The organism is Affinirhizobium helianthi (assembly GCF_042680945.1).
In the GTDB taxonomy this organism is placed as follows: domain Bacteria; phylum Pseudomonadota; class Alphaproteobacteria; order Rhizobiales; family Rhizobiaceae; genus Neorhizobium; species Neorhizobium helianthi.
In genome coordinates this window covers 201,224-226,932 of record NZ_JBHUEQ010000015.1, presented here as the reverse complement: position 1 = coordinate 226,932, position 25,709 = coordinate 201,224, and the positions used below count along the sequence as shown (strand labels likewise).

Genomic DNA, 25,709 nt, shown 5'->3' with positions numbered 1-25,709 from the left:
CCGCTTGCCGCGGAACTTGGCGGACTGCCAAACGGAGGCAGACTTCTCATCTCTCATGCGGCAGGGCGCGAGACGCTGGCCACTGCCTTGCGCAGCCACAGATGCCCGGGATCTGCGGCGCGCCGTTCATGCCAAACCTGAACGAAGGGGAAAGGCGAAATCGAATACGGCGGCTCGAACGTGACGAGGGCCGGATCGTGCTCATAAAAAGCGAGGGATCTGCTCGCAACGGTCAGCAGGAGGTCCGTTCCGTAGATCAATCGCGGCGCATTTCCCCAATGTGGCAGTGTAACAGCGACGCGGCGCGCATGACCGACGGCCTGCAAGGCCCTATCGATCTCGGTGTTTGCTTCATCTTTGAGAGCAACCAGAACGTGCGGCCGCGACAGGTAGGCTTGCATATCCAGACGATCCTCACCGCGCATGGCCTCCCGGTCTGAGAGGCATACGAAATGCTCTAGAAAAAGCTGCTCCGCGTCCAGCCGCTCTGGCAAATCGGGAAAGACCCCCAAGGCGAGATCGCATTCCCCATCGAGGACGAGGCGAAGCATGGCTTCTCTGCTTGATTGCGTGACAGCCAGATCAATTCCAGGCGCCTGAAGGCGGAGCAATTTGACCAGGCCCGGCAAGACAACGGCAGAGCCATAATCCGACATTGCGAGACGGAAAGTGCGCCTCTCCCTGACAGGATCAAAACCGCCCGGCTCCACCAACTCGCGCACCTGTCGCAAGGCCTCGCTCAGCGATGGTGCAATTTCCAGCGCCTTTGCGCTCGGCAAAAGCTGTCCGCCTCGACGTATCAGCAGGGGATCGTTGAACAGATGCCGTAAGCGCGACAGCGCGTGGCTGACTGCTGGCTGGCTCATATTCAGCCGGACAGCTGCACGGGACACATGCCGTTCAGCCAGAAGAGCATCAAGCACCACCAGCAGATTGAGGTCTATACCGCGGAGTTTATTCATCTCATGCATATTCGTCATATTATATTGGAATTTTCATTTACAAAGCAAATACTGCATGTGGTGAGCATGGAGGTGCGACATGCAAGCCAATTCTCTTCTCATTATCCTCGCAGCTATCGTCACTGGTGCCGTTGTTCCGTTTCAGGCAGGCGCGAATGCGGTCCTCGGTCGAACGCTCGGTCATCCACTCTGGGGTACGCTCCTATCTCTTTGCGTCAGCTTCGCCTGCATTCTGCCCATCATGGCGCTGGCGAAGGTGGGCGCACCCAATTGGTCCAATCTTGCGCATTCCCCCCGATGGATTTGGATCGGTGGCGTGGTCGGCGTGATCTATATCACCGGCGCGCTGATGCTCGCGCCTAAACTGGGTGCTGCGGGATTTGTCATGGCGGCCATTGCCGGACAAATGCTGGCATCGATCATCATCGACCACTGGGGACTTGTTGGCCTTCCGCAAAAACCCGTTTCGTGGTCACGCCTGAGCGGCCTCGCCCTGATCTTCCTCGGCCTCATCGTGATGCAGTTGCAGGTATCGGCGGTCAAACCCGCGACCGGCTCGTGAACCATCCGCAATCTTCACAGGCGCATCAAGACAGGCACATCAAGAAGGATCAGCCATGAAACTGCTTCACATTGATTCCAGCATTCTCGGCGAGCGCTCAGTGAGCCGCACCCTCTCCAAAGCTGCTGTTCAAAAACTGCAGGACTTCCATCCCATGATGGACGTAACCTATCGTGATCTCGCTACCGATCCAGTTCCACATCTGACCGCTGCACATCTGGCTGCTGGGCCGGATGTCCTGGGGGATATCGCGCTCGGTGAAACCATTCTGAATGAGTTCCTGAGCGCCGATGTGATCGTCATCGGTGTCGCATTCTATAATCTGACCATTCCGAGCCAACTCAAGGCATGGATCGACCGGATCGTGATCGCCGGAAAGACATTTCGCTATACGGAAAATGGCGCGGAAGGCTTGGCGGGCAACAAGAGGGTGATCCTTGCCGTCGCACGCGGTGGCATCTACCGGCAAGGAGCATCTCTGGCTGCATCGGAACATGCTGAAGCCTATCTTCGCTCTCTGTTTGCCTTCATCGGTGTCACATGTCTCGATGTCGTGGTGGCAGAAGGCCTCGCGATCAGCGACGCCCACCGGGAATGCGGCAGGGCGACTGCCTTCCAGCCTATATCAGCCCTTGACCCCTTCCATGCAGCGGGCTGAGCTGAGGCTTTCAGCCAACAGGACCTTTGCCTTCTGATTTAGCCGAATAGAATGTATTTTTACGTGTATTTTTTTACTGGACACTCTTTTGGTGTATCTCTATTTTCATTGATGTCGAAGGCAACTTCGACAATTTGAGACAAGAATCTTCTAAAATGTATTTTAAAGCCAGGCAATATATTCAGCCACCAGCATATGACCATGCATTTTTAGAATAAATTTTCTTCAAAGACTTTTGGCATGGGATCGGAAAGCGGTATCCTCCCCTCGTCCGATGAGACTGCTGCACAACCTCAGCAACTCCACGGCACGCTTCGCAGGAAGCTGCCGTGCCCAGGGTTGTTAAACGCGCAGCTCAACCAAATCAGCGACGGAAAACACCCTTCAAACCTCCAGAAATCAACAGCGTGACATCGCAGAGTGCGGTGATCGGCAAGCCATTGCCTTTCACAACCAGATAGCGCGGTTGCCAGTCTGGGTCGAACTTGGCCTTGAAGCTTTGCACACCTCGAAAGTTGTACAGCCTTTCGCCATGTTCGAATACAAAGCGGCAGATGCGATGCCACAAGGGCGCGCAGGGGTGTTCAGAGAGCCCGGCAAGCGGAGCCATGCCGAGATTGAGGGTCTGGTAGCCGTCGGCCTTCAGCTTTTCCATAATCCGCACGAACAGCAAATCCATCATCCCGCGATGGGTGCCGGGAATATGCCTCATCAGGTCTATGAATGTGTCCCCTTCGCTGGACGCCGTCATGACGCTTGCAAAAGCAACAATGCGACCTTCCAGGCGAATAACGGCCACCGGGCTTTTGCAGAGATAATCATCCTGGAATGTGCCGAGTGAGAAACCTTTCTCCGCAGCATTATGGGCTTTCAGCCACTGATCCGAGACGGAACGCAACTCCGGCAAAAGTTGAGGCACCTGCTCGGCCGGAAACCATGTGAACTCCAGCCCGTCACGTTCAGCCCTGTTGATGGAGCGGCGCAGCTTTAACCAGTCACCACCTTTCAATTCAAACCGTTGCAAATCGACAATAGCCTGCTCACCAAGCTTGTGGGCCACCAGCCCGCACTCAATCGCCAACGGCAGAAAACGCGGAGAAACCTGATAAAAAACCTGTCGGCAACCGGCAGCACGCGCTCTTGCCATGAAAAGCCGAACCGTCTCTCCCCAATGCTCCATCGGACCGACAGGATCGAAAAGCGCAACCCAGGACCGACCACGAACCGCATACATGATAAAACATTGACCGGTGGAGGACAGCAGCAGTTTCTTGTCGCCCAGCAGCGCCAATCCGGCACTGGCATTTGCCTGCGTGCCAAGAATGTCGATGACCTGCTCCGGGTCCAGCTCAACCTCATGAGCCGGCTGAAAGCGCAATGGCCGTATGAAACGACCACGCCCGGACGCGGCTTCAAGCACGGTCGAAAAGCCGGTCGGGTTCGTCGCGGCAGCATCACGCTCTGCGGTTCGGTGGTCCATGGTTCTCTTCCATAAGCGCTTCAATGGCGAAGCAGATGCCATTTATCAGCCGCTGCTTATGTCACGCATCTGTGAAAGTTCGAATAAGGGGCACGGTTTCTCTCTTACTAACAAAAATGGGAATATCTCCTGAATATAAAAACACCTTTATCAACCGCTGGTGCTCGATCAGCCTCTCCCGACCAATCGAACCCTCATGACCGATCAAACAATGTCCATCGCGTTGGGCGGAAGCGCAAATCGCTGCCCAGTGCGACGGGGGTTTCCAGCGGCACCTCTATCTCCACGTGGTGTGCATCACCACCATTGGCAATATCAATTTCCGCGATGCGCGTACCTGCAAGACGGCGGCAGGCAGTCACCTTGCCGAAGAGGGCATAGTCCTCAGCGGTCAGCTGCACATCCTGCGGTCGGAAAAACAGCGTCTTGCGGCCCTCTCCGGCGTCATCGATACCAATGGGCAAGCCATCGAAGACAACCTTTCCACCGGTCATCTCCACCGGCAAATGGGAACTTTCCCCGATGAAGGAAAAGACGAAGGGAGAGCGCGGATGATCGTAAACGTCGTCTGCCGAACCAACCTGCTCGATCTTGCCCTGACTCATGACCACCACGCGATCCGCCAGTTCCAGCGCCTCCTCCTGATCGTGCGTCACGAAGATTGTGGTGTGGCCGGTGCGGTCATGAAATTCACGCAACCAGCGGCGAAGCTCCTTGCGGACCTTGGCATCCAGCGCCCCGAAAGGTTCATCGAGAAGCAGAATTCTGGGTTCGATTGCCATGGCACGCGCCAGCGCGACGCGCTGCCTCTGCCCACCGGAAAGCTGGTTCGGATAGCGTTTCTCGAGCCCCGAAAGCTGCACCATATCGAGAAGCTCGCCAACGCGACGGCGGATTTCAGCCTTGGGCGGACGTGTGGACGCGGGACGCACTTTCAGGCCGAACGCGATGTTTTCCGCAACTGTCATATGGCGGAAGAGCGCGTAATGCTGGAAAACAAAGCCAACATTGCGCTCCTGAACCGTGCGATGGGACGCGTCTTCCTCACCGAAGAAGATCCGCCCAGAACTCGGTTGATCGAGCCCCGCAATCAGACGAAGCAGCGTTGTTTTGCCTGACCCAGAGGGACCGAGCAGAGCAATCAGCTCACCCGACTGGATATTTAGTGAAACCTCGTTCAACGCAGGGAAGTTTGCGAATTCCTTGACGACGTTGGAAACCTTGACGTCCATGAAACAGCCTTTCAGTGCCTGCGTCCGCCGGCGCCGCCGGCCCCGAAGCGCAGTTCGAGAATTGTCTTGAGAGCAAGCGTCAGCAGCGCGAGCGCCGCGAGCAGGGAAGCAACGGCAAAGGCCGCAACGAAGTTATACTCATTATAGAGTATCTCGACATGCAGCGGCATGGTGTTGGTCAGCCCGCGCACATGGCCGGACACGACAGACACTGCACCGAACTCTCCCATCGCGCGGGCATTGCAGAGCAGCACACCATAGAGCAGACCCCATTTGATGTTTGGCAGGGTCACATACCAGAAGGTCTGCCATCCGGACGCACCCAGCGAGAGTGCCGCCTCTTCATCTCCGCTGCCCTGATCTTCCATAAGCGGGATGAGTTCGCGCGCCACAAACGGGAAGGTGACGAAGATTGTTGCGAGAACAATGCCTGGAACCGCAAACAGGATCTCGATGCCATGACTTTTCAACCACGGACCAAGGAGGCTCTGACTGCCAAACAGCAGGACATAGACCAGACCGGAAATGACCGGGGAGATCGAGAAAGGCAGGTCGATCAGGGTCATAAGGAAGGCTTTTCCGCGAAAATGGAACTTCGCAATCGCCCAGGCGGCGGCAACGCCGAAGATGGTGTTGAGCGGCACCGCGATGACCGCAACCAGCAATGTCAACCGAATGGCAGCGACAGCATCCGGATCTGACAAGGCAGAGACATAATCTTCCGCTCCCTTGCGGAACGCTTCCACAAACACCGCCACGAGCGGCAGAAAGAGGAAGAAGGCGAGAAAGACCAAACCAAGAACGATCAGCAGGAGCTTGGTGAGCGGCCCCTCCTCGGTCGGGCTTCGGAACTTGCCCATAGCGCGATCAGCCATGACCATACCTCCTGCGGCTCCAGATCTGGATCAGGTTGATCACCAGCAACATGGCGAAAGAGATTGCCAGCATGATGCTCGCGATTGCGGTTGCGCCGGCATAGTTGAATTCTTCCAGCCGGATGACGATCAGAAGTGGGGCGATTTCCGAGACGTAGGGAATATTGCCTGCAATGAAGACGACAGAGCCGTACTCTCCCACGCCGCGGGCAAAAGCGAGGGCAAAGCCCGTGAGAACCGCAGGAGCAAGCCCCGGCAGCAGAACCTTGAATACGGTTTGGAAGCGGTTTGCGCCAAGCGTTGCCGCCGCCTCTTCCACCTCACGGTCAATCTCTTCCATAACAGGCTGGACGGTGCGCACCACAAAAGGCAGACCGATGAAAATGAGCGCGATGATGATGCCCCAAGGTGTGAAGGCGATCCGCAGGCCGAATGGCATGAAGAGCGAGCCAATCCAGCCATTGGGAGCATAAAGCGCGGCAAGCGCAATGCCAGCAACCGCTGTTGGCAAGGCAAAGGGCAGATCCACCATGGCATCGATCACGCGGCGGCCCGGAAAATCATAGCGAACCAGGATCCAGCAGATCAGGACCCCGAAGACGGCGTTTACGAGCGCGGCAATAAGAGCGGTGCCGAAGCTGACATAAAGTGCCGCAAGTGTGCGCTCATCGGTCAGCACTGTCAGAAAGGGCTGCCAACCCATCGACGTCGTCCGCCAGACAAGGCCAACCAGCGGAATGAGAATGATAAGCGAGAGGTAAGCGAGCGAAAAGCCAAGCGTCAGCCCGAAACCCGGGATGATGCTGGGCTGCTTCAACCGCCACCGTGATGTGGCCAATACGGTCATTCTGATGAGACCTTTCGTTCCCCGTTGAAGAGGTGAAATCCGGGCGGATCCCGCCTTCCTCCATACGATCGTTCAGCGACCCGGCCTGTAGATCTGATCGAAAATGCCTCCGTCACCGAAATGCTCGGGTTGCACCTTCTTCCACCCGCCGAAAATCGGATCGTCGATGGTGACGAGCTTGATATTGTCCGGCAGGGTCTTCAGCAGCTCCGGCTTTACGACTGACCGATTGCTGGGGCGGTAGAAGTGCTTGGCCGCAATGTTCTGTCCTTCGTCAGAATAGAGATATTGCAGGTAAGCCTCTGCTACTTTGCGCGTACCCTTGGTGTCCACATTGCCATCAACCACGGCAACCGGTGGCTCGGCCAGGATGGAAACGGGGGGAACGACGATATCGAAAGCATCTTTTCCGAATTCTTCGCCAGCGAGATAGGCCTCGTTTTCCCAGGCCAGAAGCACATCGCCGATCTGGCGCTGCGCAAACGTCACCGTTGATCCGCGCGCACCGGAATCGAGAACAGGGGCACGCTTGTAGAGGTCAGCGACATAGGCCTTGATCTTGTCCTGATCACCCTTGAACTCTTCATGGGCCCAGGCCCAGGCGGCCAGGTAATTCCAGCGCGCGCCCCCGGAAGTCTTCGGGTTAGGGGTGACGATTTGAACATCGCCCTTCACCAGATCACCCCAGTTATGGATGTTCTTCGGATTGCCCTTGCGGACCAGGAAAACAATCGTCGATGTGTAAGGAGAGGCATTGTTCGGCAGGCGAGAGCGCCAGTCGGCGTTTATCTTGCCGCTATTTTCCACAATGGCATTGATGTCGCTTTCAAGCGCCAGCGTCACCACATCGGCCTCGAGGCCGTCAATGACAGAACGAGCCTGCTTGCCTGAACCGCCATGGGACTGCTGGATCCTGACGGTTTCTCCAGTCTCTTCCTTGTAGTGCTTGGCAAAGGCTGCGTTGAAATCCTTGTAGAGCTCCCGGGTCGGATCATAGGAGACGTTCAACAGCGTGGTATCGGCAAAGGCCGGTGCAATCGCGCCAAATGAAACGGCAATACCCAGCGCCGCACTCGCCAGTCCTCTTATCAGTTTTTGCATGACTGCTCCTCCTTCGGCTGAGGAGGTTAATGTCTACCGGATTGGTAGAGTTGACAATTGCCCCGGCGCAAAAGGCAAAACTAATCCGCGACAAGCCAGGGCTTGCGCAAAGAAGCCCTCTGGAGCCCAAGGTGATACGCAAAATCCACCCCGCACTCATGCTTTCTTAAGAAAGGTTGATTTTCACCTTGCGCAGGAAAACAGGCACGATGAGCCTGTCAGGCATGCTGTAGTTCAGCGCGCTTCAGGGGATCCACGCCATCCAGCGCATCGGCTATCGTGGTGTTGAAAAGCACCTCGCGGGTCGCATCCGCAACGCGGGCAAACACGTGCCTTATCTCGCATTGATGCTCGCCATCGCAATCCTCGCAGCGGCGATAGGCAGTGACGGAGAGGCAGGGCAAAGGGGCGACCGGTCCGTCAATCAGGCGCAAGACTTCTCCAAAGGTGATCTCGGACGCGGGGCGTTGCAGCAGATAGCCGCCAAGCTTGCCACGCCGGCTTTCCACCACGGCGTTCCGCTTCAGTTCGAGCAAAATCTGCTCCAGGAACTTCTTCGGAATGCCCTGCTGAACCGCAATCTCGCTAATCAGCAGGGGACGCGTGGAATCTGCCTGTGCGAGGGCTGTCAGCGCGCGAAGCGCGTATTTTGCTTTCTGCGAGATCATTGAACTTACGTGAGAAGAGATTCATCGAACCACTGCGCCTGCGCGACGACAGCCGGAAACTGTACCGATGCCATGCGCGAGGATCAGAGGGCTTGCTACCCTGCTAGCGCAACTGCACCGAAAACACAAACCAGTTGGCGTGTCTCAAGGTAGGCGGCAAGGCGCCACCGCGCACGCGACGACAGGATTTACCCACACCACCTGAACAATGAGACGCATTTGCTCAGGTCCAGCAGTAAACAGGAAGAGCTTTTCTGGCGCCGGACGGCCGCTTTCAGGATACTTGCTTCAACGAGACTGGATTGGTCGATGGAACAGCAAGATTTTTCTAAAGAAGCGAATTCTCTGAACAGCCAGCTGGCAGAGCTTGATCTCTCCGAGCGCCTGCAGTTGGTCTCTCGTCTGGGCCATGCGGTGTTCACCACCAGCCTGGGCGTTGAAGATCAGGTCATTACCGCCGCCATCGGTGAAGGCCAGTTCGCAATCGAAATTGCGACGCTGGAAACCGGCCGGTTGTTTCCGGAGACCTTGAACCTGATCAAGGAAACCGAAGAGGCGCTGAACGTTCGTATCCGCCGCTATACACCCCGGCAGGATGCGATAGATGCCTATGCAGCCAAATACGGCCTCAACGGCTTTTACGACAGCATCGAAGCGCGCCATGCCTGCTGTCACGTGCGCAAGCTTGAGCCGCTGGCGGAAGCGCTGAGCGGAGCGCAAATCTGGATCACCGGACTGAGACGCGGCCAATCCGGAAATCGTGCGGCAACCCCCTTCGCCGAATATGACGGTGAGCGCAACCTGTTGAAGATCAACCCGCTTGCCGACTGGTCGCTCGATCAGATCAACGTTTTCGTTGAGGCTCATCGCGTTCCCGTCAATCCACTTCATGCGCGGGGCTATCCCTCGATAGGCTGCGAGCCCTGTACGCGGGCCATCAAGCCGGGCGAGCCTGAACGGGCCGGACGGTGGTGGTGGGAAAACGACGAGAAGCGGGAATGCGGGCTTCACGTGCCCGAGGCCGCAGCGTCCTCGATCACCGCAGCGCCACACCAATAACCCCGCCTCCCTCGCTTTTGCCATCACCAGCGGCTTGCCCAGGGCAAAGCCGCATTCGGCAGAAGACAGCAGGTATTTGCGCGGAACGCGGCAACAAGGACAGTCAAGAGCAATGCACACGCATACATCGGAATATGATCCGCACTCGAAGGATCCAGCCGTAAAGGCACCCCTCGATCCGCATCTGAAAGCTCTGGAAAACGAAGCAATTCACATTTTCCGGGAAGTGGCGGCCGAGTTCGAAAACCCCGTCATGCTCTATTCGATCGGCAAGGACTCCTCAGTTCTTCTGCATCTGGCGCGCAAGGCATTCTTCCCCGGCCGGGTTCCGTTTCCCTTGCTGCACATCGATACGGGATGGAAGTTCCCGGAGATGATTGCATTCCGTGATGAGATGGCAGAGCGCTTCGATCTGGATCTGGTCGTGCATACCAATCCGCGCGGTGCTGAGGAAGGTATTTCCCCCTTCAGTCATGGATCGGCCTACCATACGGATGTCATGAAGACGGAAGCGCTGCGTCAGGCGCTCGACGCCGGAAAATACGATGCCGCTTTCGGTGGCGCACGCCGCGATGAAGAGGCAAGCCGCGCCAAGGAACGCATCTATTCCTTCCGCACGCCGGACCATAAATGGGACCCGCGCAACCAGCGCCCTGAACTCTGGAGCATTTACAACGGCATGATCCGTCGCGGCGAGAGCGTTCGTGCTTTTCCGCTGTCGAACTGGACCGAGGTCGATATCTGGCGGTACATTCAGGCGGAAAACATTCTCCTTCCACCGCTCTATTACGCCAAGCTGCGCAAGTTTGTGGAGCGCGACGGCATGCTGATGTGGGCGGAAGACCCGCGCTTCGAGCCTCTTCCGGGTGAAAAGGTGCAGGAAGGCATGTTGCGTTTCCGCACGCTGGGCTGCTGGCCGCTCACCGGGGGCATTCGCTCCACAGCCGTAACGCTGGATGAGGTGATTGCCGAACTGGAAATCGCAACCGTCTCCGAACGTCAGGGCCGCGCCATCGATCGCGATCAGGCCGGATCGATGGAAAAGAAGAAGCGGGAAGGATACTTCTGATGACTGCCCAGGCCAATACTGCAACTGCAAACACTGCTGTTCCGCTGACCGATACCGCGAAAACCATTCGGGACACGCGCCCTCTCCGCCTCATTACCTGCGGCTCCGTGGATGACGGCAAGTCCACACTGATCGGCCGTCTCCTGTGGGATACGAAGGCGGTCAAGGAAGACCAGGCGGCGGCCTTGTCCCGCGACAGCGGCAAGCAGAACGATCTCGGACTGCCCGATTTTGCTCTTCTGCTCGATGGTCTGCAGGCTGAACGCGAGCAGGGCATCACGATCGATGTCGCCTATCGTTATTTCTCGACCGACAGACGGTCCTTCATCGTTGCCGATACACCCGGACACGAACAATACACGCGCAACATGGCCACGGGCGCTTCCACTGCCGATCTGGCGGTACTGCTGGTCGATGCCCGTGCGGGCCTTCTGGAACAGACGCGCCGTCACGCGACGATTGCCTCGCTTATGGGCATCAAGCAATTCGTCCTTGCGGTGAACAAGTTTGATCTTGTCGCCTACGACAGGGCGATTTTCGAGAGAATCTCGCACGATTTCAAGGAATTGGCTCTTGCCCTTGGTGTACGCCAGATCACGGCGATCCCCATGTCCGCGCTGAAAGGTGAGAACGTCGTTTACGGCGCAAGCTCTGCCATGCCATGGTATGAGGGGCCAACACTCGTCGAAGCCCTGGAACTGGCAACCACGCGCTCCGCACAGGCAGGCGGCTTCCGCCTTCCGGTCCAGCGCGTCTCCCGCCCTGGCGAGAGCTTCCGCGGCTATCAGGGAACGGTTGCCGGCGGCTCCATCAAGCCCGGCGATTCCGTTGCCATTCTGCCCTCGGGCATGGTTGCAAACGTCAAGCAGATCGTGACTTTCGACCTGGTGCGAAATGCGGCGGTTGCGGGAGATGCCATCACCCTCGTTTTGGATCGACAGGTGGACGTATCGCGCGGCGACATGATTGTTTCGCTGGATGCCCAGCCCATGACCGGCCTCAACTTCGATGCCCAATTGGTGGCCTTGCAGCCTGGCGGTATCGAACCTGGCAAGCGCTACTGGCTGAAGGCTGGCTCACGCCGTCAGCGGGTAACGGTGCAGCCGGTTTCCCAGCTTGAGCTTTCCACGGGCAAGTGGAAGGCACATTCCGATGCATTCGCCATGAATGCCATTGGCAAGGTACATCTGAACTTCGATGAAACCGCCATCTTTGACGCCTATGACCAGAACCGGACAACCGGTGCCTTCATTCTGATCGATCCTGATACCAATAACACGGTCGCAGGCGGGATGGTCAGCGCCAAGCGCTCCGATCTCGGTGGTCTTCACCGTGATGCGCAACGCGTCCTTCTGTCGCTTCCGGCAGATCTGGCAGAAGAGCTTCTGAGCGGTGAAGTGCTTTCGGCACGTCGGGATGAAGTGGAAATTCGCCGTGTGAGCCAGCAACAGGCGAAGGACATTCTGGAAGATCTGAACTGAGGTTTTCCAAGCCAGCTTCTACAATGCCAATCCCCGGAGGTGCAGATCACTTCCGGGGATTGTCTTTTGCGGGCATGCCTCAAGAGGTTCGGTACGCGTTCAGCACCACAACGCCGCTTGCGCCGGGCCCTTCTTCGACTGGCGTAACGGCCTCGCCCAGTTTGGCTGAATAGCTCCGGAAATTGAGCGATAGCAGCGCTTCAAGCGTGAAATAGGAACGCAGCATCCTGAAGAGGATGTAGAAGGGCAGGTAGAGAATGGCCTTGAATCGCAGGTTGATCAGAATGGCCAGCAGAGCATTCAGGAAGGGGGCGCCAAGGAGCAAGGCCACCACCGAGGCAAGCGTGATCGTGCTGCCCCCGGCCGGATCGTGAAGCAAGAGGAAACTTACCGCGAAGAGAAGCAAGGGCATGGCCATGGCCCGCCGCGCCGTATTGGCCAGCATGTAAGGAATGACGAACCAGCCTCGCACCGACGGAATGAGAGGAAACAGGTATTGTCGGTTGCGCGCGGTGACGTGAAAGATTGACCGGAACCAGCGATGCCTTTGCTCCCGAAGATGGTTCAGCGTTCTCGGCACTTCCGAAATGAATGTGACTTGCGGATCGACAAACAGCCGGTAGCCCGCTTCGCCGATGCGCAGCGCGATATCCGTATCTTCTCCGTTGAGGCCAATCGCGAAGCCGCCCACGTCGCGCGCTGCCTTGGTTCTGTAGCAGGCAAACATGCCCGGAATGCCGAATATCCCGTCGCAAGCCCCGAGCGCGACCTGATCATAGCCCATCTTGAGAAGGATTTCGATCATGCGCGGGCCATCGAACGGCCCACCTCCAGGCGGGATGGCAAGACCGCCAACCACACCCATATGCGGATTGCTGAAATGTGCGAATGCCCGCACAAGCGCATCCGGTGAGACCAGCGTATCGGCATCCAGTCTGGCGAAATACTCCGTCTTCACATGCGCCAATCCGGTATTCAGCGCAAAGGATTTGCCCCGCCTCGGCTCGGTCAGGATCTCGTAAGCGAGGCTGGATGTCTGATCGAAAGCCTCGCGCGCTCTTCTTTCAGTGTCATCCGTGGAGCTGTTGTCGACCAGGACCATCGTGACCTTGCCCGGATAGCTGCGTGCCGCCTGATCCGTGGCTGAGATCAGCGCCTCTACCGTATGAGCCTCGTTGAATGTTGGAACAATCAGGGTGATGTCGGGTGCGAACGGGCCGGGCTTGCGCAGGATATTCTGGATGGATGCCAGAAGATTGAGCAAGAAAAAGACAAGCGGGATAAGCAGGAAAATTCCGACATTCACACCGCCGAGAAGGGCTCCTGATCGCAGGTTCGCAATGATTGGAAAGTCTGCAGCCGAAACCCATGCCGATGTCGCTGCGGAAATCACCAGGATGACCAGCGATGTCACCAAGGATGTCAACCGATAGCGCGAACCTCTGGGCGCGGGGTTTGGTAAAGGCATATCGGCCCTCTCCAGCAAAATCAGGGAGAAAAGCAGGAAGCCGACCAGCGCGGAGGAAAGCTGCGCGGCAATATGCGAGATTTGAAGGCCCGTATAGAAGCCGAGGAGGAAATGCCAAAGATCGAAGCTGGCGGAAATGAGGAGAAACGAAAGAACCAGATCCAGCCCGAAAGCGACACGCACCCACCAGGACCCATCGACGGCGCTGGCAAAGGCAACGAAGAAGCTGAGGATGAAAAGCCGCAGCGGCACGCTATAATTGCCAGCATAATGGGAGAACAGCAGATCTCCGTCCGGAAAAAACCGGCGAAATGGCACCGCATAGTTGAACAGCACCAGCAGCGCGCAAGAGATGATCATGAAGATGATCAATACCCTCGGCGCCATCTGGTACGGCAAAGGGTGAGAGAGCCTGGCAGGGCTTGAATCCGCAGACTCATACTGCCCTGCCTCCAGATTCTGCTTCAGTGCATCGAGTTGACGTGCTTCTACCATGTAAAGACCAGCCCTGCCTGATGCTGATCCAGGGGCGGCATGGCAGCGGGGTCTGCAAGTCTGCGAACTTGCAAGCTGCCGGATGAAGACGCTGCACCTTTCGTGACAAGAGCGACCTGCCGTCCAGCCTGAACTTGCTCACCAATCAGTTGCGGAAGTGTCTGACCATTGCCCACCGTTACGGTCATGCGCGCCGCCTCGCCGCCAAACTGGGGTTTCAGGCTGAGAGGCATGATCAATTCAAGCAGTCCTTCAGCCTCTGCAAGTGTTGCCGCATCCAGATTTCCCGCCTGCTGCACCTGCACGGCATCTTGTGCCGCCAGCTCTCGCACAATCGATTGAAGGTCATCAACCGGATCCGCGGCAGGCGTAAACACAGTCGAGGGAAGCAGTTGCGCCACGGCCTCCGGCCCCGCACGGCAGATGCTCTGATTGGGGGTATTGTCCACCAGCGTGACGGTGAGGTTGTTCACCGCCTGCTGCAATGCCGGATCCACGGGAACATTGACCTCCATCTCGCCTCCATTGCCAGGATAGTTCTGGGCATAGATCAAGTTTCCGTTGAGAAGCACGCGAAGGGTCCAGAGATTTTCTCCCTGCAACTGGCCGAGTCTGAACTTCAAGGCCAATGCTTCCATTGCCCGCCCCTCTGGAAGATCGGCAAGTTTGTAGCCTATCGACCAGCGGGTGGACCCACGAAACGTGTGGGTAGCAAGGTCGGAAGTGAGTGCGGCGACTGAAAGCGGCCATGGCTGGCGGTAGGAGTCAGGTAGCGTTGCACCTCGCAGCCGCGCAAGATCTTCCAGCCCTTGCGTGCCGGAGACGACCAGCAGTTTTTCATCCATTGCCAAAGCTTCGGTGGCAGGGGCCGGGCGGATAGACACCTCGGCGCCCTCGCCGGAAACCAGCGTTGTTGCCAAACCTTGGCGGCTCAGCCACTGGCTGGCCCATACGGCAGGCACGGGCTCGGGCTGCGTTCCGATGCTCATGGGTTGGGAGGCAAGCAGCGCAGCAGTCTGCGCATCTGTCGGCGGCTCGTTCAGTGTCAGTGCGAGACCGCTCTCTGGCAATAGCTGCACCACTGCCCCCAGATTTGTCGCATTGGTCGGGCAAATGGAACCGCTGTTGCTGGTCCCATTATCTTCCAGCCTGACCCGCACATGGCCTGCTGCCAGATCGGCAGCCGCAATATTGTAGGTCAGCTGATGCAAACGGCGGCCCGGCGGAAGAACGATGGCATCCCTTTGCGTATCGTTGATGAAGAGGCGCAACAGTCCGTCGCCGCCTTCAACAAGATGGCTTTCCAGATCAAGCTGAAGCTGCGCGTTCAGCGCATTGACCGGAACACGAAAGTCCACCGCCGTCTGCGATGGGAAACCCTGCAAACCCCGCCATTCCTGCGGCGAGGGTGCGGCTATACGGGCGATATTTGGCCCTTCAGATACCCGCTGCGGATATCTGCCTTCCGGCAGCGCTGCCTCTTCTGTGCCTTGTCGGGGCTCGGCATCCAAGATGCGGTTGCTGGAGAGAACAACCGCAGCGGTAATGCCGAATGTGATGACGGCGAGGACAAGGAGACGAATGACTTCACGCATGGCACATTACTCCTTGGTGATCGTTCCGGGCTTCTGATGACGGGTCCAGAGTGAGCGTGCGGCCACTGTCGCTTCCACGTAACGGGATCGATAGCGCTCGACGATCTGGAGAGTCTCGTGGAACTCCTCCTGCTCCAGCAGGATGGGATTGAGACCGAGCGATGAGAAGCCGAGGTTGAGAACCTCCAGCTCATTCTCTGCCGCTTCATTGCGCGGATTGTCCACGTAAGCCACCTGGGCACCAGTATGGCTGGCGACCATTTTGGCCAGATCCCGCACTCTGCGCGTTTCGGCCACCTGATTGAAAATCTTGACGCGGTCGCCCTGATGTGGCGGGTTCTCGATTGCCAGGCGAATACAGGTAACCGTGTCCTGGATGTTGATGAACCCACGCGTCTGGCCGCCGGTGCCATGAACCGTCAGCGGATGCCCCATGACGGCCTGCAATAGAAAACGGTTCAGGACCGTGCCGTAATCGCCGTCATAATCGAACCTGTTGATCAGGCTCTCATGGCGGCGCGTTTCATCAGTCTGAATGCCCCAGACGACACCTTGGTGAAGATCGGTGATGCGCAGGCGGTCGTTATGCGCGAAGAACTGGAACATCAACTGGTCCATGGACTTCGTCATGTGATAGATCGAGCCAGGCTGTGTAGGATAGAGAATGGAACGCTGGTATTGCCTGCCGTCCGGCCCCTTGATGATGACATCGAGATAGCCCTCGGGCATCGCCAGTTCCGAGCCGTCATAGCCATAGACGCCCACGGTGCCCAGATGCACCACATGCGTATCCATATCGAGTTCGACGAGGGCAACCAGAAGATTGTGAGTGGCAGAGATATTGTTCTCTACCGTGTATCGCTTGTGCCGCGCATTGGTCATGGAGTAAGGCGCGGAGCGTTGTTCGGCGAAATGCACCACGGCATCCGGCCGAAATTCCTTCAACACTTCAAGAAGCTGCGCATAATCTTTTGCGAGGTCGATCTCGTAAAAAGGTATCTCGCCGTAACCTAGCTGCTTCCAGGCAGAAAGCCTCTCGGAGAGGGTTGCAATGGGTGTGAGGCTGTTTGCGCCCAGTTCCTCATCGATAAGCCGACGCGAGAAGTTATCGGCGATGCCGACCCTATAGCCTTTAGCCGAGAGATGCAAGGCGGTGGGCCAACCGCAAAATCCATCGCCGCCCAGAACCAGAACCGATGTCATGATGTGCCTTTCTCAATTGCTGGGAGCTTGCCTCGAAGCCCGACCTTGAAGCAGGTCCGGCCGAAACGAGATCGGCTGAATGCTCCGCCTGGATGTTCGACCTAGGGAGGTTCGCTGTTTCACGGAAACGCTCAACCTCGCTAACCCTTTGCATTTGCGCATTTTCGAATGGAAAACCGCTACGCACTTTTCCGGGAAATGCCCTAAAGGGCCTCTTCTTTCCGCGTGTCCTCTTCCTCGGCATGGGCCAAAGCTTCCCTGAGCTTCTTTTCCTGATGAGGCGCGAGCGAGGTGCGCAGAATGGTTCCCTGAAACCCGGCCAGTTCAGCAATGACCTTTTCCGGCTGAACCTTGCGGATGAGCAGGAAAAGCGCCGAGGAACCAGGTGTGAGCTTTTCACCGATGCTGCGAATGAAACGGTCATCAATGCCGTAATCGACCAGCTTGCCGGCAAGTGCGCCGGTGCCCGCTCCAATAATGCCACCCAAGGCAAGGCCTGCCAGCGGATTGAGAAAGAGAAGCCCTACAAGCGATCCCCAGAAAGCACCGGAAATGCCGCCGGAGGCAGCGCCGGCACCGGCCAGCTTGATGGATTGCTTGAGGTTCAGTTTGCCATCCGGCTGACGCAGAACCACAACTGCATCTGCAAGGTCGACAAGATATTCCTTCTGCATCTCGTTCAATTGAACGAGCACACGGTCAGCATCATGAATAGACTTGAAGGAAACAACGATGAGTTCGATCATGACTGGCCTCGTCTCTTGTGATTGCAACAGCGTTCGGAGCCGCCGCTCCTGAAGCGGCAACGTCTCTGTCCACGCTTGGAATCTTCGTTTTGGCGCAATTCCGGCCGCAGAACCGGTGTCCGCCGGTGTTCAGGAATTGCTCTGGATTTCAGTCCGCTTTCACAATCTCGATTGTGCGGGCTTTTGCCTGTGTCTCAGCCGGTTTTGCAACGATCACCGTCAGCAATCCGTCCTTGAAACTGGCTGAAACGCGGTCTGGATCTATGATAAACGGCATGCGTATGGTCCGTTCATAGCTGCCAAAGCTGCGCTCGCTGCGATGGAAGATGCGGTCTTGATCGCCCGCCTCTTCCTTCTCCGATTTCTTGTAGCCCTTCAGCGTGATGCTATCCTCATCCACCGAGATCGAGATATCCTTTTGCTGGACACCCGGCAGCTCAGTGGTGATGCGGATGGCATCGGCCGTCTCGCTGATGTTGGAATGCAGGTTCGGCAACAAGCCGGAACCGGAAGCCTCCGACTCAATGCCATTGAAGAATTCCTCAACCAGCGTTCTGAGATCCCGCAGGGGCTGCGCATAGGGGTCCCTTTGCCGACGCGCCAATGGGGATTGTGATGGGTTGGCCATGGGATTTCTCCAACGAATGATAATTGATACTAGATCATATTTAAGTTAAGTCGTTGAGCTAGATCACTCTTTTGCGCATTTCCTGGACTATTCGTCCCTTAGGATTGGCCGCTTGCACCGCCAGCATTGGCACGATGGCGGAAAAGCGTCCCCGCTTCGCCGCGAAGAATGGCACTCGCATCTTCCAATCTCCCGATGCCAGCAAAGCGTTCGCCGCTCGCGCTAGCGACGAAATCGCAAGCAGCTTCTACCTTCGGCCCCATGGAGCCTGCGGCAAAGCCGTGACTGCGCAGGGCGATGGGATCTGCTTCACGGATGGCCTTCTGCTTCTCCGTTCCCCAATCGGTGTAAACCGCGTCCACATCGGTCAACATCAGAAAGGCATCTGCAAGAAGCTGGCTTGCCAGCAACCCGGCTGCTCTGTCCTTGTCGATCACAGCTTCGACGCCGGTGAGTTTGCCCTCTTCCGTCCTGATAACAGGGATACCCCCGCCGCCAGCGCAAATGACAACCACGCCGCCCTCAACCAGAAGCCTGATGACACCGATCTGCGTGATCTGTCTTGGACGAGGTGAAGGGACGACGCGCCGCCAGCGGCCGGGACTTTCCTCGGTCATGGTCCAGTCATCCGCCGTCTGCATCTTGTCCTTGCTGACGACGTCGTAAATCGGGCCGATGGGCTTGTCCGGTTTTACGAAGGCAGGGTCCTCGGCATCGACCTCTATCTGCGTGAGCACTGTAGCCAGGCGGACCTTGGACGGGAGCGCATTCGTCAATTCCTGCTCCACCAGATAACCGATCATGCCGACACTCTCGGCCCCGAGTATATCCAGCGGATAGGGAGGGACGTCCTGATAGGCGGCGGCTTGCAGTGCCAGAAGCCCTACCTGCGGCCCATTGCCGTGGGCCACGATGATCTCGTGCCCCTCATCCACCAATTGCGCCAGGGAAAGCGCTGCCTTGCGCACATTGGCGCGTTGAACATCGGCGGTCATCGGCTCTCCCCGCTTGAGGAGAGCGTTCCCGCCCAAAGCCACCACGATCCGCATCTCAGGCCCCCAGTGTCGTGACAAGAACGGATTTGATCGTGTGCATCCTGTTTTCTGCCTGATCGAAAACGACCGAGGCTTGCGATTCGAAAACCTCCTCGGTGACTTCCATGTTCTCGATACCAAACTGCTCGTAGATCTTTTCCCCGATGCCCGTTTCGCGGTTGTGGAAGGCAGGGAGGCAATGCATGAATTTGACGTGCGGATTGCCCGTTTCCTTCATGATGTCGGCGGTCACGCGGTATGGCGTCAGAAGCTCGATCCGCTCCTTCCAGACGCTGTCGGGTTCGCCCATGGAAACCCACACATCCGTATAGACATAGTCGCAGCCGCGGGCGGCCTCATGGGGATCGTCAGTCACCGTGATCTTGGCGCCGGTATGCTCGGCGATCGACCTGCACTGATCGACCAGAGCGCTATCGGGCCAGCATGCTTTCGGCCCTGCCAGGCGCACATCCATGCCGATCTGGGCAGCACCGACCATGAGAGAATTGCCCATGTTGTTGCCGATATCGCCAAAGAAGCAGAAGGCGAGTTGCGACAGGTGCTTGCGCGTGAATTCACGCATTGTCAGGAAATCTGCAAGGATCTGGGTGGGATGGAAGGCGTCGGTCAGGCCGTTATAGACGGGGACACCTGCGTGTTTCGCCAGCGTTTCCGCCTGCTCCTGGCCGAAACCGCGATATTCGATGCCATCATACATGCGCCCCAGCACGCGGGCAGTGTCTTTCATCGACTCCTTTTTGCCGATCTGCGTGCCGGACGGTCCGAGATAGGTGACATGGGCACCCTGATCGTAGGCCGCCACCTCGAAGCCCGTGCGGGTGCGGGTAGAATCCTTTTCGAAAATCAGGGCGATGTTCTTGCCTTTGAGGCGTTGCTGTTCGTAGCCTCCGTATTTTGCCTGCTTCAAAGCTGCTGCGAGCCTGAGCATGAAGCGAATTTCATCAGGGGTGAAATCGAGAAGCTTGAGAAAGCTGCGTCCCTTGAGATTGACTGGCATGTTCGATCTCCTTCAGACCGGGTCACGGATTAGAGGGCAGGTCATGCAATGGCCACCACCTCTGCCACGGCCAAGTTCGCCGCCGGGAATGGTGATGACTTCGACGCCAGCTTTGCGAAGCTGCGTGTTGGTGTAGGTGTTGCGATCGTAGGCGACGACGACGCCGGGCTCGATGGCGACCACATTGTTTCCGTCGTCCCATTGCTCACGCTCGGCGACATAGGCATCGCCGCCGGTCGGTATCACGCGCAGTTTTTCCAGGCCCAGCGCCTCGGCAACGACCTCCGTCAGATGGCCGCTTTCCCGCCGCACATCGATCTCGCCGTCCTTCTGGCCCGGACGAATGGAATAGGCGGTGATACTGTCGACGACCTCGGCAAAAATCGTCACCAGATCGCGGTCGCAGAATGTGAAGACCGTATCCAGATGCATGGCCGCGCGCTGGATGGGCAAGGCACAGGCGATGACCCGCTGCGCAGCACCCTGCGCAAAAAGGGCGCGAGCAATCTGCCCGATAGCCTGCGGCGTGGTTCGCTCTCCCATGCCGATCAGAACGACACCGTTGCCGATTGGCATAACATCGCCGCCTTCCGCTGTTGCCAGGCCGTAGTTCTTGTCTGGATCTCCCCACCACACCTTGACATCGGCGTCGCGGAAATCCGGATGAAACCGATAAACCGCTGCGATGTTGGCAGTTTCCATCTGTCTTGCATTCCAACGCATAGGGTTGAGCATGACGCCGCCATAGACCCAGCAGGTGGTATCCCGCGTGAACAGATGGTTGGGCAGGGGCGGCAAAATGAAATCCTCCGGGCGAAGGACCGCGCTCAGAAGGCCTTTGGCCTCGATGGGCAATTCCGCCCGGCTCATTCCGCCCATCAGGATCAGCGAAAGCGCGACCTCATCGATCTCCATCAGGTAGGCATGCAGCTCCGCCGACATGCCCGCTCCGACCGTGTTATCGTTGACCCGCCGGTCGAGGAGCCAACGCCGCGCAGTCGCGTCGACCAGTGTTTCGGCCAATGCTTCGCGCAGAAAAACCACTTCAGCGCCGCGATACCGAATGGCATCCACGAAGGTCATATGGTCAATGCGCGCCTGTTTGACCCAGATGACGTCGTCAAACAGCAACTCATGGCAATTTGAAGGGGTAAGGCGTGCCAGGGCGGCGCCCGGACGATGCACCATAACCCGCCTCAGCTTTCCAACTTCGGAGTGTACGCCGTAATTCAAGGACATCGTCTTCTCCTTCAGGTGATCATTGCGCCGATGCTGAGCGACACCATGATGATTGCAGTCAGGATGATCAGGAGCGGCCAGGTGAACTGAAGCCAGCGCTCATAGGGAACGCGACCGATTGCCAAGGCGCCCATGACGACTGCGAATGTGGGATTGACCAGGTTCACCAGTCCGTTGGCGGATTGATAGGCGGTCACCACGAGATCACGTTGAACGCTGGCAAAATCTGCGGTCGGCGCGACAATCGGCATGGACAGAACCGCAAGGCCGGATGACGAAGGCACGAAGAAGGACAGCATGACCTCGATGCAGTAGATCACGTTGATGTACATGGCCTGCGAGAGACCTGTCACTTTCGCCTCTGCCCAATGCAGGATCGTATCCGTTATGCGGCCTGCATCCATGATGACGACAATGCCGCGAGCAAGCCCGATAATCAGTGCAACGCCGAGCAGATCCCTGGCTCCCGCCAGAAATGAATCGATAAAGGCCTCTTCGCCTGGGCGGGTAATGAGACCGACCAGGACGGCCGCCGCGAAGAACAGCCCAGTCATTTGCCCCATCCACCAGCCCTGGCTGGTGACACCCCAGATCATGATGACGAAGGTCAGGGCGAAGATGACAAGCACAAACTTGTGCAGGAGCGTAAAATGCGTCGCTTCAACCCTGTTTGGCTTCAGAAACTGCGCCTCGTTCTCCGCCTTTCTGTCATAGACGAGAGAGCGGCTGGGATCGGCCTTCACCCGCGCTGCATAGCGCATGACATAGATGACACAGACCAACCATGTGAGGCCAAGAATGATGAAGCGCAGGATGATGCCGTTGGTGAACGGTATGCCGGCTGCATCGGAAGCGATGACGGTTGCAAAGGCATTGACAGTCGATCCCAGAACACCCACCCCTGCCCCCAGCAGGATGATCGAAACACCTGTCAGCGCGTCATATCCTGCCGCAATGATGATGGGGAGAAGCAGGACGTAGAAGGCGAGCGTCTCTTCAGCCATACCGAACGTCGTTCCCCCGAAGGCGAAGAGGCCCATCAGGACCGGGATCATCCATTTTTCATGCCCCCTCAGCGCCACCATAGCGCTTCTGATCCCGGCATCGATCGCACCTGTCGTGGCGACGACATTGATGAAAGCACCAATAATGAGAACAAACAGCGCAACATCGATCGCATTGGCTTTGTTGTCATCGGGGTTGTAGAGACCACGGACGGGCGCCATAATGATGTCAGTCAGGCCCTGTTGATTGGGCTCCACGGGCCGGTACGTACCGACGACCGGCACCTCGCGGTTAAGCTCCGGGTTCAAGCGCCGCTCATATTGCCCCGCAGGCACAATCCAGGTGAGGATTGCAGCCAGGATGATGAGGCCAAAGAGGATCGTATAGGCGGTGGGAAAGCGGAACCCCTTAGGCTCCGGCGCCGTGTCGCTGCTCATGAACGTTCCTCTGCTTCAGATACAGTGGCCGTAGGCACGGCGGGAACACCGCGCACCTCGAGAAAGACTGGTTTTGCCTACCGATAGTTCAGGTGTAAGGGTCCGGCTCTGGCCAGGACGCGGCACGGTAAACCGTGGAGCGGCGATGGCGGGCTGAACGGGAAGAAGGCGAACGACGCTTTATGTAAGACGTACTGGACAAGAACGTCGTCTGTATCAGCTCCGGAACATGTTCCGGCATGGAAACAGACAGTTTAACGCGGCGGATGACAGCATCTATGGTTCGAAGATCCGCGATCCAATCTGGAGCCATTTCGAAATCCTCTTCCTAAAGAGGCTCCATGATTCCATATTCTTGCATCTAGACATTGACTTAAAGCACGGACCTCAGATTTATTTCGATTTTGGAAATTAATTACTGCACCTGCGGATGCTTGACCCAAACGTAAGCAAAGCGATCAAGGCGCCTGATATTGTAATTGCGCCTCACGCTGATCGTCTGCACGATCCCCTGCTTGTTCCGCCTGGTCTGGATCAGTGCGACATGAGGAACCGGTATGGTGATCCGCTCCTGGCGCCAGATCTTTGCGTCCTCGGTTCCAGGCAGAGTTCTCGGGCACTTGCCAAGTCCCCAGACACTTCGATTTCCGTTCGCCTTGTTCTGCCGAATAACGATCTCGCCATCATAGGCGAGAACCTTGCAGCGGAGGTCTCCCGGAAGCGTCTGAAGGGAAAAGCCTCGCCGCGTTTCCTGCGTCACACATCCTGAAAGACCTGTCGAAAGTCCCAGGATCAGCAATGTCACCAGCTTTCGCATCGTTCCTCCAGCGCCAGCCTCTGCAGTCAGATTGGCATCTGCTCCAAGCACAAGGCTGTCGAAAACGATAACACTGGGTTTACGCCAGAACATTGACGTAGATCACCTTCCGGATAATACGATTTTTTGGATATTATACTCGGTTAGTGATCCAGGTCATTTACGGATTTACACGAATAGACCTAGAAAAATACGCTGAGACGCCGTCGTTATTGTCGCCCAGCTCCTGGAGCCGGCCCTGCAGAAATGCGTCGGCGGCTTTGCCTCCGGACTGCAAAAAACAAAGAGATAGAGCATTTCAGGTGACCTTGGTTTGACCGGAAACGCTCTGTAAACGGAGCACCAGCATGTCCTTCGTGCATTCAATTTTGAACCAGTCTCCAGAAGTCGCACTCTTTCTGTCGCTTGCCCTTGGATACTGGATAGGAAAGTTTCACTTCGGCAGATTTCAACTTGGTGGCGTCGCGGGCTCGCTGCTCGTAGCGGTCATCATCAGTCAAGTCGGCATTACGATTGATAACGGCATCAAAGCGCTCCTCTTCGCGCTTTTCATCTATGCAGTCGGCTTCGAAAGCGGTCCTCAGTTTTTCCGATCTCTCGGTCGGCAATCCATCCGAGAAATCGCCCTGGCTGCAGTTCTGGCAATTTCCGGCTTCCTGACAGTTATTCTCATGGCCCGCATGGCAGGTCTCGATAAAGGGCTTGCCGCCGGGATTGCATCCGGTGCGCTGACGCAATCCGCCATCATCGGAACGGCCAGTTCGGCTATTGCGAAACTGGGACTGGCCGCGGAAGAGACGCAGCGATTGCAGGCAAACGTCGCCATCGGCTACGCCGTCACCTACATTTTCGGCTCGCTTGGCGCCATTATCATGTGCGTCAACGTGCTGCCCTGGCTCACCCGCCACAGCATCCGCGACGATGCCTTGGAAGCCCAGGCAGAACTGCTTGCAGGTGCCCGCATCTATGGAGAGGGCGAGCATCCTGCCGCACCGGATCTCGTCGGACGTCTGTTTCGCGTCGAACAGGCGGCGGGCGCAACAATTGCCGCTTTGGAGACGATGACGCCAGGCGTCAGCGTGGAGCGCCTGAAGCGCGACGGCGCCATCATAGGCGTCGATCCCGCGCAGGTGCTTGAGCAAGGGGACATTCTGCTGATGGTCGGGCGCCGGGCAAGCATGCTCTCCATCGCCCGGCAAGTGGGTGCAGAAATCCAGTCTTCCGAAGGCATGGATCTGGTCATGCTGAGCCGTGATGTGGCGATTACCAGCCGCGAGCTGATTGGCCGTTCCGTTAGCGAAATCGACAGGATGACCGCTGGAGACGTGCGCCACGGGATCTATGTGATCGAGGTCAAGCGCGGCGGCAATCCCCTTGTTCTCAAGCCAGAGACAATCATCAGGGCCGGTGATGTGGTGACCTTGTATGGCTCTGCCGAAGACGTTCAGAGGGCCGCAAAGATCATTGGCCCCATCATTCTTGTCAGCGACAAGACGGACTGGGTTTTCCATGGACTGGGCCTTGTCGTGGGTCTTCTTGTCGGGCTTGTGGTGATCCGCATCGGCTCTATTCCGTTGACCCTCGGCAGCGGCGGCGGCGCACTTCTCTCCGGCCTGCTATTCGGGTGGTACCGCACCCGCAACCTTACCCAGGGCAACATGCCCAAGGGGGCCTCCAGTTTGCTGAGGGACCTCGGTCTCGCCGGCTTTGTTGCCGTCGTCGGCCTGCAATCGGGGCAGCAAGCGGTCAGCACTATCATCGACAAGGGCCTTTCCTTGTTTCTGATCGGCGTCGTGGTCACCCTGCTGCCGCTGCTGATTACCATGCTCTTCGGCCGGTATGTCCTGAAATACAAGAACACCGCGATCTTTGCCGGTGCGCTTTCGGGTTCGCGCAGCGCCAATCCAGCCTTCGGCGAAGTGCTCGACAAGGCTGGCAATTCCGTTCCCACAACCCCGTTCGCCATCACCTATGCTCTGGCAAACGTCTTCCTTACCCTGCTCGGCCCGCTCGTGGTCGCATTCGCCTGA

General features: G+C 57.5%; 23 protein-coding genes. 6 read left to right on the top strand and 17 right to left on the bottom strand.

The features are described 5' to 3' along the window. Positions 1-53 precede the first annotated feature (53 nt). Positions 54-962: a LysR family transcriptional regulator gene (locus ACFSE1_RS08680; RefSeq protein ID WP_377399369.1), complete on the bottom strand. Its 909-nt coding sequence runs from the start codon at positions 960-962 to the stop codon at positions 54-56. Between the two features lie 79 nt (positions 963-1,041). On the opposite strand from ACFSE1_RS08680, the gene ACFSE1_RS08675 reads away from it, so the two are divergent. Both ACFSE1_RS08675 and ACFSE1_RS08670 read left to right on the top strand, forming a co-directional pair. Further along, positions 1,042-1,524 carry a DMT family transporter gene (locus tag ACFSE1_RS08675; RefSeq protein WP_377399366.1) on the top strand — a complete coding sequence of 161 codons (483 nt, stop codon included), beginning with the start codon at positions 1,042-1,044 and terminating at the stop codon, positions 1,522-1,524. Positions 1,525-1,579: 55 nt separating this feature from the next. Then, positions 1,580-2,182 (top strand): FMN-dependent NADH-azoreductase, encoded by a 603-nt coding sequence (locus tag ACFSE1_RS08670; protein ID WP_377399363.1) that lies wholly within the window; start codon positions 1,580-1,582, stop codon positions 2,180-2,182. 364 nt (positions 2,183-2,546) lie between these two features. Here the strand turns inward: ACFSE1_RS08670 and ACFSE1_RS08665 are convergent, their stop codons facing one another. The 6 genes from ACFSE1_RS08665 to ACFSE1_RS08640 all read right to left on the bottom strand — a co-directional run bounded on the left by ACFSE1_RS08665 (position 2,547) and on the right by ACFSE1_RS08640 (position 8,385). Next, positions 2,547-3,662: a phosphatidylglycerol lysyltransferase domain-containing protein gene (locus ACFSE1_RS08665; RefSeq protein WP_377399360.1), complete on the bottom strand. Its 1,116-nt coding sequence runs from the start codon at positions 3,660-3,662 to the stop codon at positions 2,547-2,549. Between the two features lie 194 nt (positions 3,663-3,856). Next, positions 3,857-4,894, bottom strand: a complete 1,038-nt coding sequence (locus ACFSE1_RS08660; protein ID WP_377399357.1) for a sulfate/molybdate ABC transporter ATP-binding protein — start codon at positions 4,892-4,894, stop codon at positions 3,857-3,859. An 11-nt stretch (positions 4,895-4,905) separates the two neighbouring features. Next, complete coding sequence (gene cysW, locus ACFSE1_RS08655) at positions 4,906-5,775, bottom strand: sulfate ABC transporter permease subunit CysW (protein WP_377399354.1); 870 nt, start codon at positions 5,773-5,775, stop codon at positions 4,906-4,908. Next, complete coding sequence (cysT, locus tag ACFSE1_RS08650; protein ID WP_377399351.1) at positions 5,762-6,616, bottom strand: sulfate ABC transporter permease subunit CysT; 855 nt, start codon at positions 6,614-6,616, stop codon at positions 5,762-5,764. Before cysT ends, cysW begins: the two co-directional genes overlap by 14 nt. A gap of 72 nt (positions 6,617-6,688) precedes the next feature. Then, entirely contained in the window at positions 6,689-7,717 is a 1,029-nt protein-coding gene (locus ACFSE1_RS08645; RefSeq protein WP_377399348.1) for a sulfate ABC transporter substrate-binding protein, read from the bottom strand. Positions 7,718-7,935: 218 nt separating this feature from the next. Next, positions 7,936-8,385 (bottom strand): RrF2 family transcriptional regulator, encoded by a 450-nt coding sequence (locus tag ACFSE1_RS08640; protein WP_377399345.1) that lies wholly within the window; start codon positions 8,383-8,385, stop codon positions 7,936-7,938. 309 nt (positions 8,386-8,694) lie between these two features. Between ACFSE1_RS08640 and ACFSE1_RS08635 the strand changes: the two genes are divergently transcribed. The 3 genes from ACFSE1_RS08635 to cysN all read left to right on the top strand — a co-directional run bounded on the left by ACFSE1_RS08635 (position 8,695) and on the right by cysN (position 11,994). Further along, a complete protein-coding gene (locus ACFSE1_RS08635; protein ID WP_377399342.1) occupies positions 8,695-9,444 on the top strand; it encodes a phosphoadenylyl-sulfate reductase in 750 nt (249 codons plus the stop codon). A gap of 112 nt (positions 9,445-9,556) precedes the next feature. Next, on the top strand, positions 9,557-10,513 hold the full coding sequence (gene cysD, locus ACFSE1_RS08630; RefSeq protein WP_377399339.1) for a sulfate adenylyltransferase subunit CysD: 957 nt from the start codon (positions 9,557-9,559) through the stop codon (positions 10,511-10,513). Beyond that, positions 10,513-11,994, top strand: coding sequence for a sulfate adenylyltransferase subunit CysN (cysN, locus tag ACFSE1_RS08625; protein WP_377399336.1), 1,482 nt, complete (start codon positions 10,513-10,515; stop codon positions 11,992-11,994). The genes cysD and cysN overlap by 1 nt, the downstream gene beginning before the upstream one ends. Before the next feature lie 79 nt (positions 11,995-12,073). Here cysN and ACFSE1_RS08620 read toward each other — a convergent pair whose 3' ends face one another. From ACFSE1_RS08620 to ACFSE1_RS08575, 10 genes are all read right to left on the bottom strand, one after another. Continuing rightward, positions 12,074-13,957: a glycosyltransferase family 2 protein gene (locus ACFSE1_RS08620; RefSeq protein ID WP_377399333.1), complete on the bottom strand. Its 1,884-nt coding sequence runs from the start codon at positions 13,955-13,957 to the stop codon at positions 12,074-12,076. Further along, positions 13,951-15,552 carry a hypothetical protein gene (locus tag ACFSE1_RS08615; RefSeq protein WP_377399330.1) on the bottom strand — a complete coding sequence of 534 codons (1,602 nt, stop codon included), beginning with the start codon at positions 15,550-15,552 and terminating at the stop codon, positions 13,951-13,953. Before ACFSE1_RS08615 ends, ACFSE1_RS08620 begins: the two co-directional genes overlap by 7 nt. A gap of 6 nt (positions 15,553-15,558) precedes the next feature. After that, entirely contained in the window at positions 15,559-16,755 is a 1,197-nt protein-coding gene (locus ACFSE1_RS08610) for an NAD-dependent epimerase/dehydratase family protein (RefSeq protein ID WP_377399327.1), read from the bottom strand. A gap of 203 nt (positions 16,756-16,958) precedes the next feature. After that, positions 16,959-17,501 carry a DUF1269 domain-containing protein gene (locus ACFSE1_RS08605; RefSeq protein WP_377399324.1) on the bottom strand — a complete coding sequence of 181 codons (543 nt, stop codon included), beginning with the start codon at positions 17,499-17,501 and terminating at the stop codon, positions 16,959-16,961. A 148-nt stretch (positions 17,502-17,649) separates the two neighbouring features. Beyond that, positions 17,650-18,129: an Hsp20/alpha crystallin family protein gene (locus tag ACFSE1_RS08600; protein ID WP_377399321.1), complete on the bottom strand. Its 480-nt coding sequence runs from the start codon at positions 18,127-18,129 to the stop codon at positions 17,650-17,652. Positions 18,130-18,227: 98 nt separating this feature from the next. After that, positions 18,228-19,178: a carbamate kinase gene (arcC, locus tag ACFSE1_RS08595; protein ID WP_377399318.1), complete on the bottom strand. Its 951-nt coding sequence runs from the start codon at positions 19,176-19,178 to the stop codon at positions 18,228-18,230. Between the two features lies 1 nt (position 19,179). Then, a complete protein-coding gene (argF, locus tag ACFSE1_RS08590; protein WP_377399315.1) occupies positions 19,180-20,181 on the bottom strand; it encodes an ornithine carbamoyltransferase in 1,002 nt (333 codons plus the stop codon). Positions 20,182-20,193: 12 nt separating this feature from the next. After that, the gene (arcA, locus tag ACFSE1_RS08585; RefSeq protein WP_377399311.1) at positions 20,194-21,420 is read right to left on the bottom strand and encodes an arginine deiminase; all 1,227 of its coding nucleotides are present in this window, start codon (positions 21,418-21,420) and stop codon (positions 20,194-20,196) included. 11 nt (positions 21,421-21,431) lie between these two features. After that, entirely contained in the window at positions 21,432-22,862 is a 1,431-nt protein-coding gene (locus ACFSE1_RS08580) for a YfcC family protein (protein WP_377399308.1), read from the bottom strand. 415 nt (positions 22,863-23,277) lie between these two features. Continuing rightward, entirely contained in the window at positions 23,278-23,772 is a 495-nt protein-coding gene (locus ACFSE1_RS08575) for a hypothetical protein (RefSeq protein ID WP_377399305.1), read from the bottom strand. A 254-nt stretch (positions 23,773-24,026) separates the two neighbouring features. Here ACFSE1_RS08575 and aspT point away from each other — a divergent pair, with 254 nt between their 5' ends. Then, positions 24,027-25,709: an aspartate-alanine antiporter gene (gene aspT, locus ACFSE1_RS08570; protein ID WP_377399302.1), complete on the top strand. Its 1,683-nt coding sequence runs from the start codon at positions 24,027-24,029 to the stop codon at positions 25,707-25,709.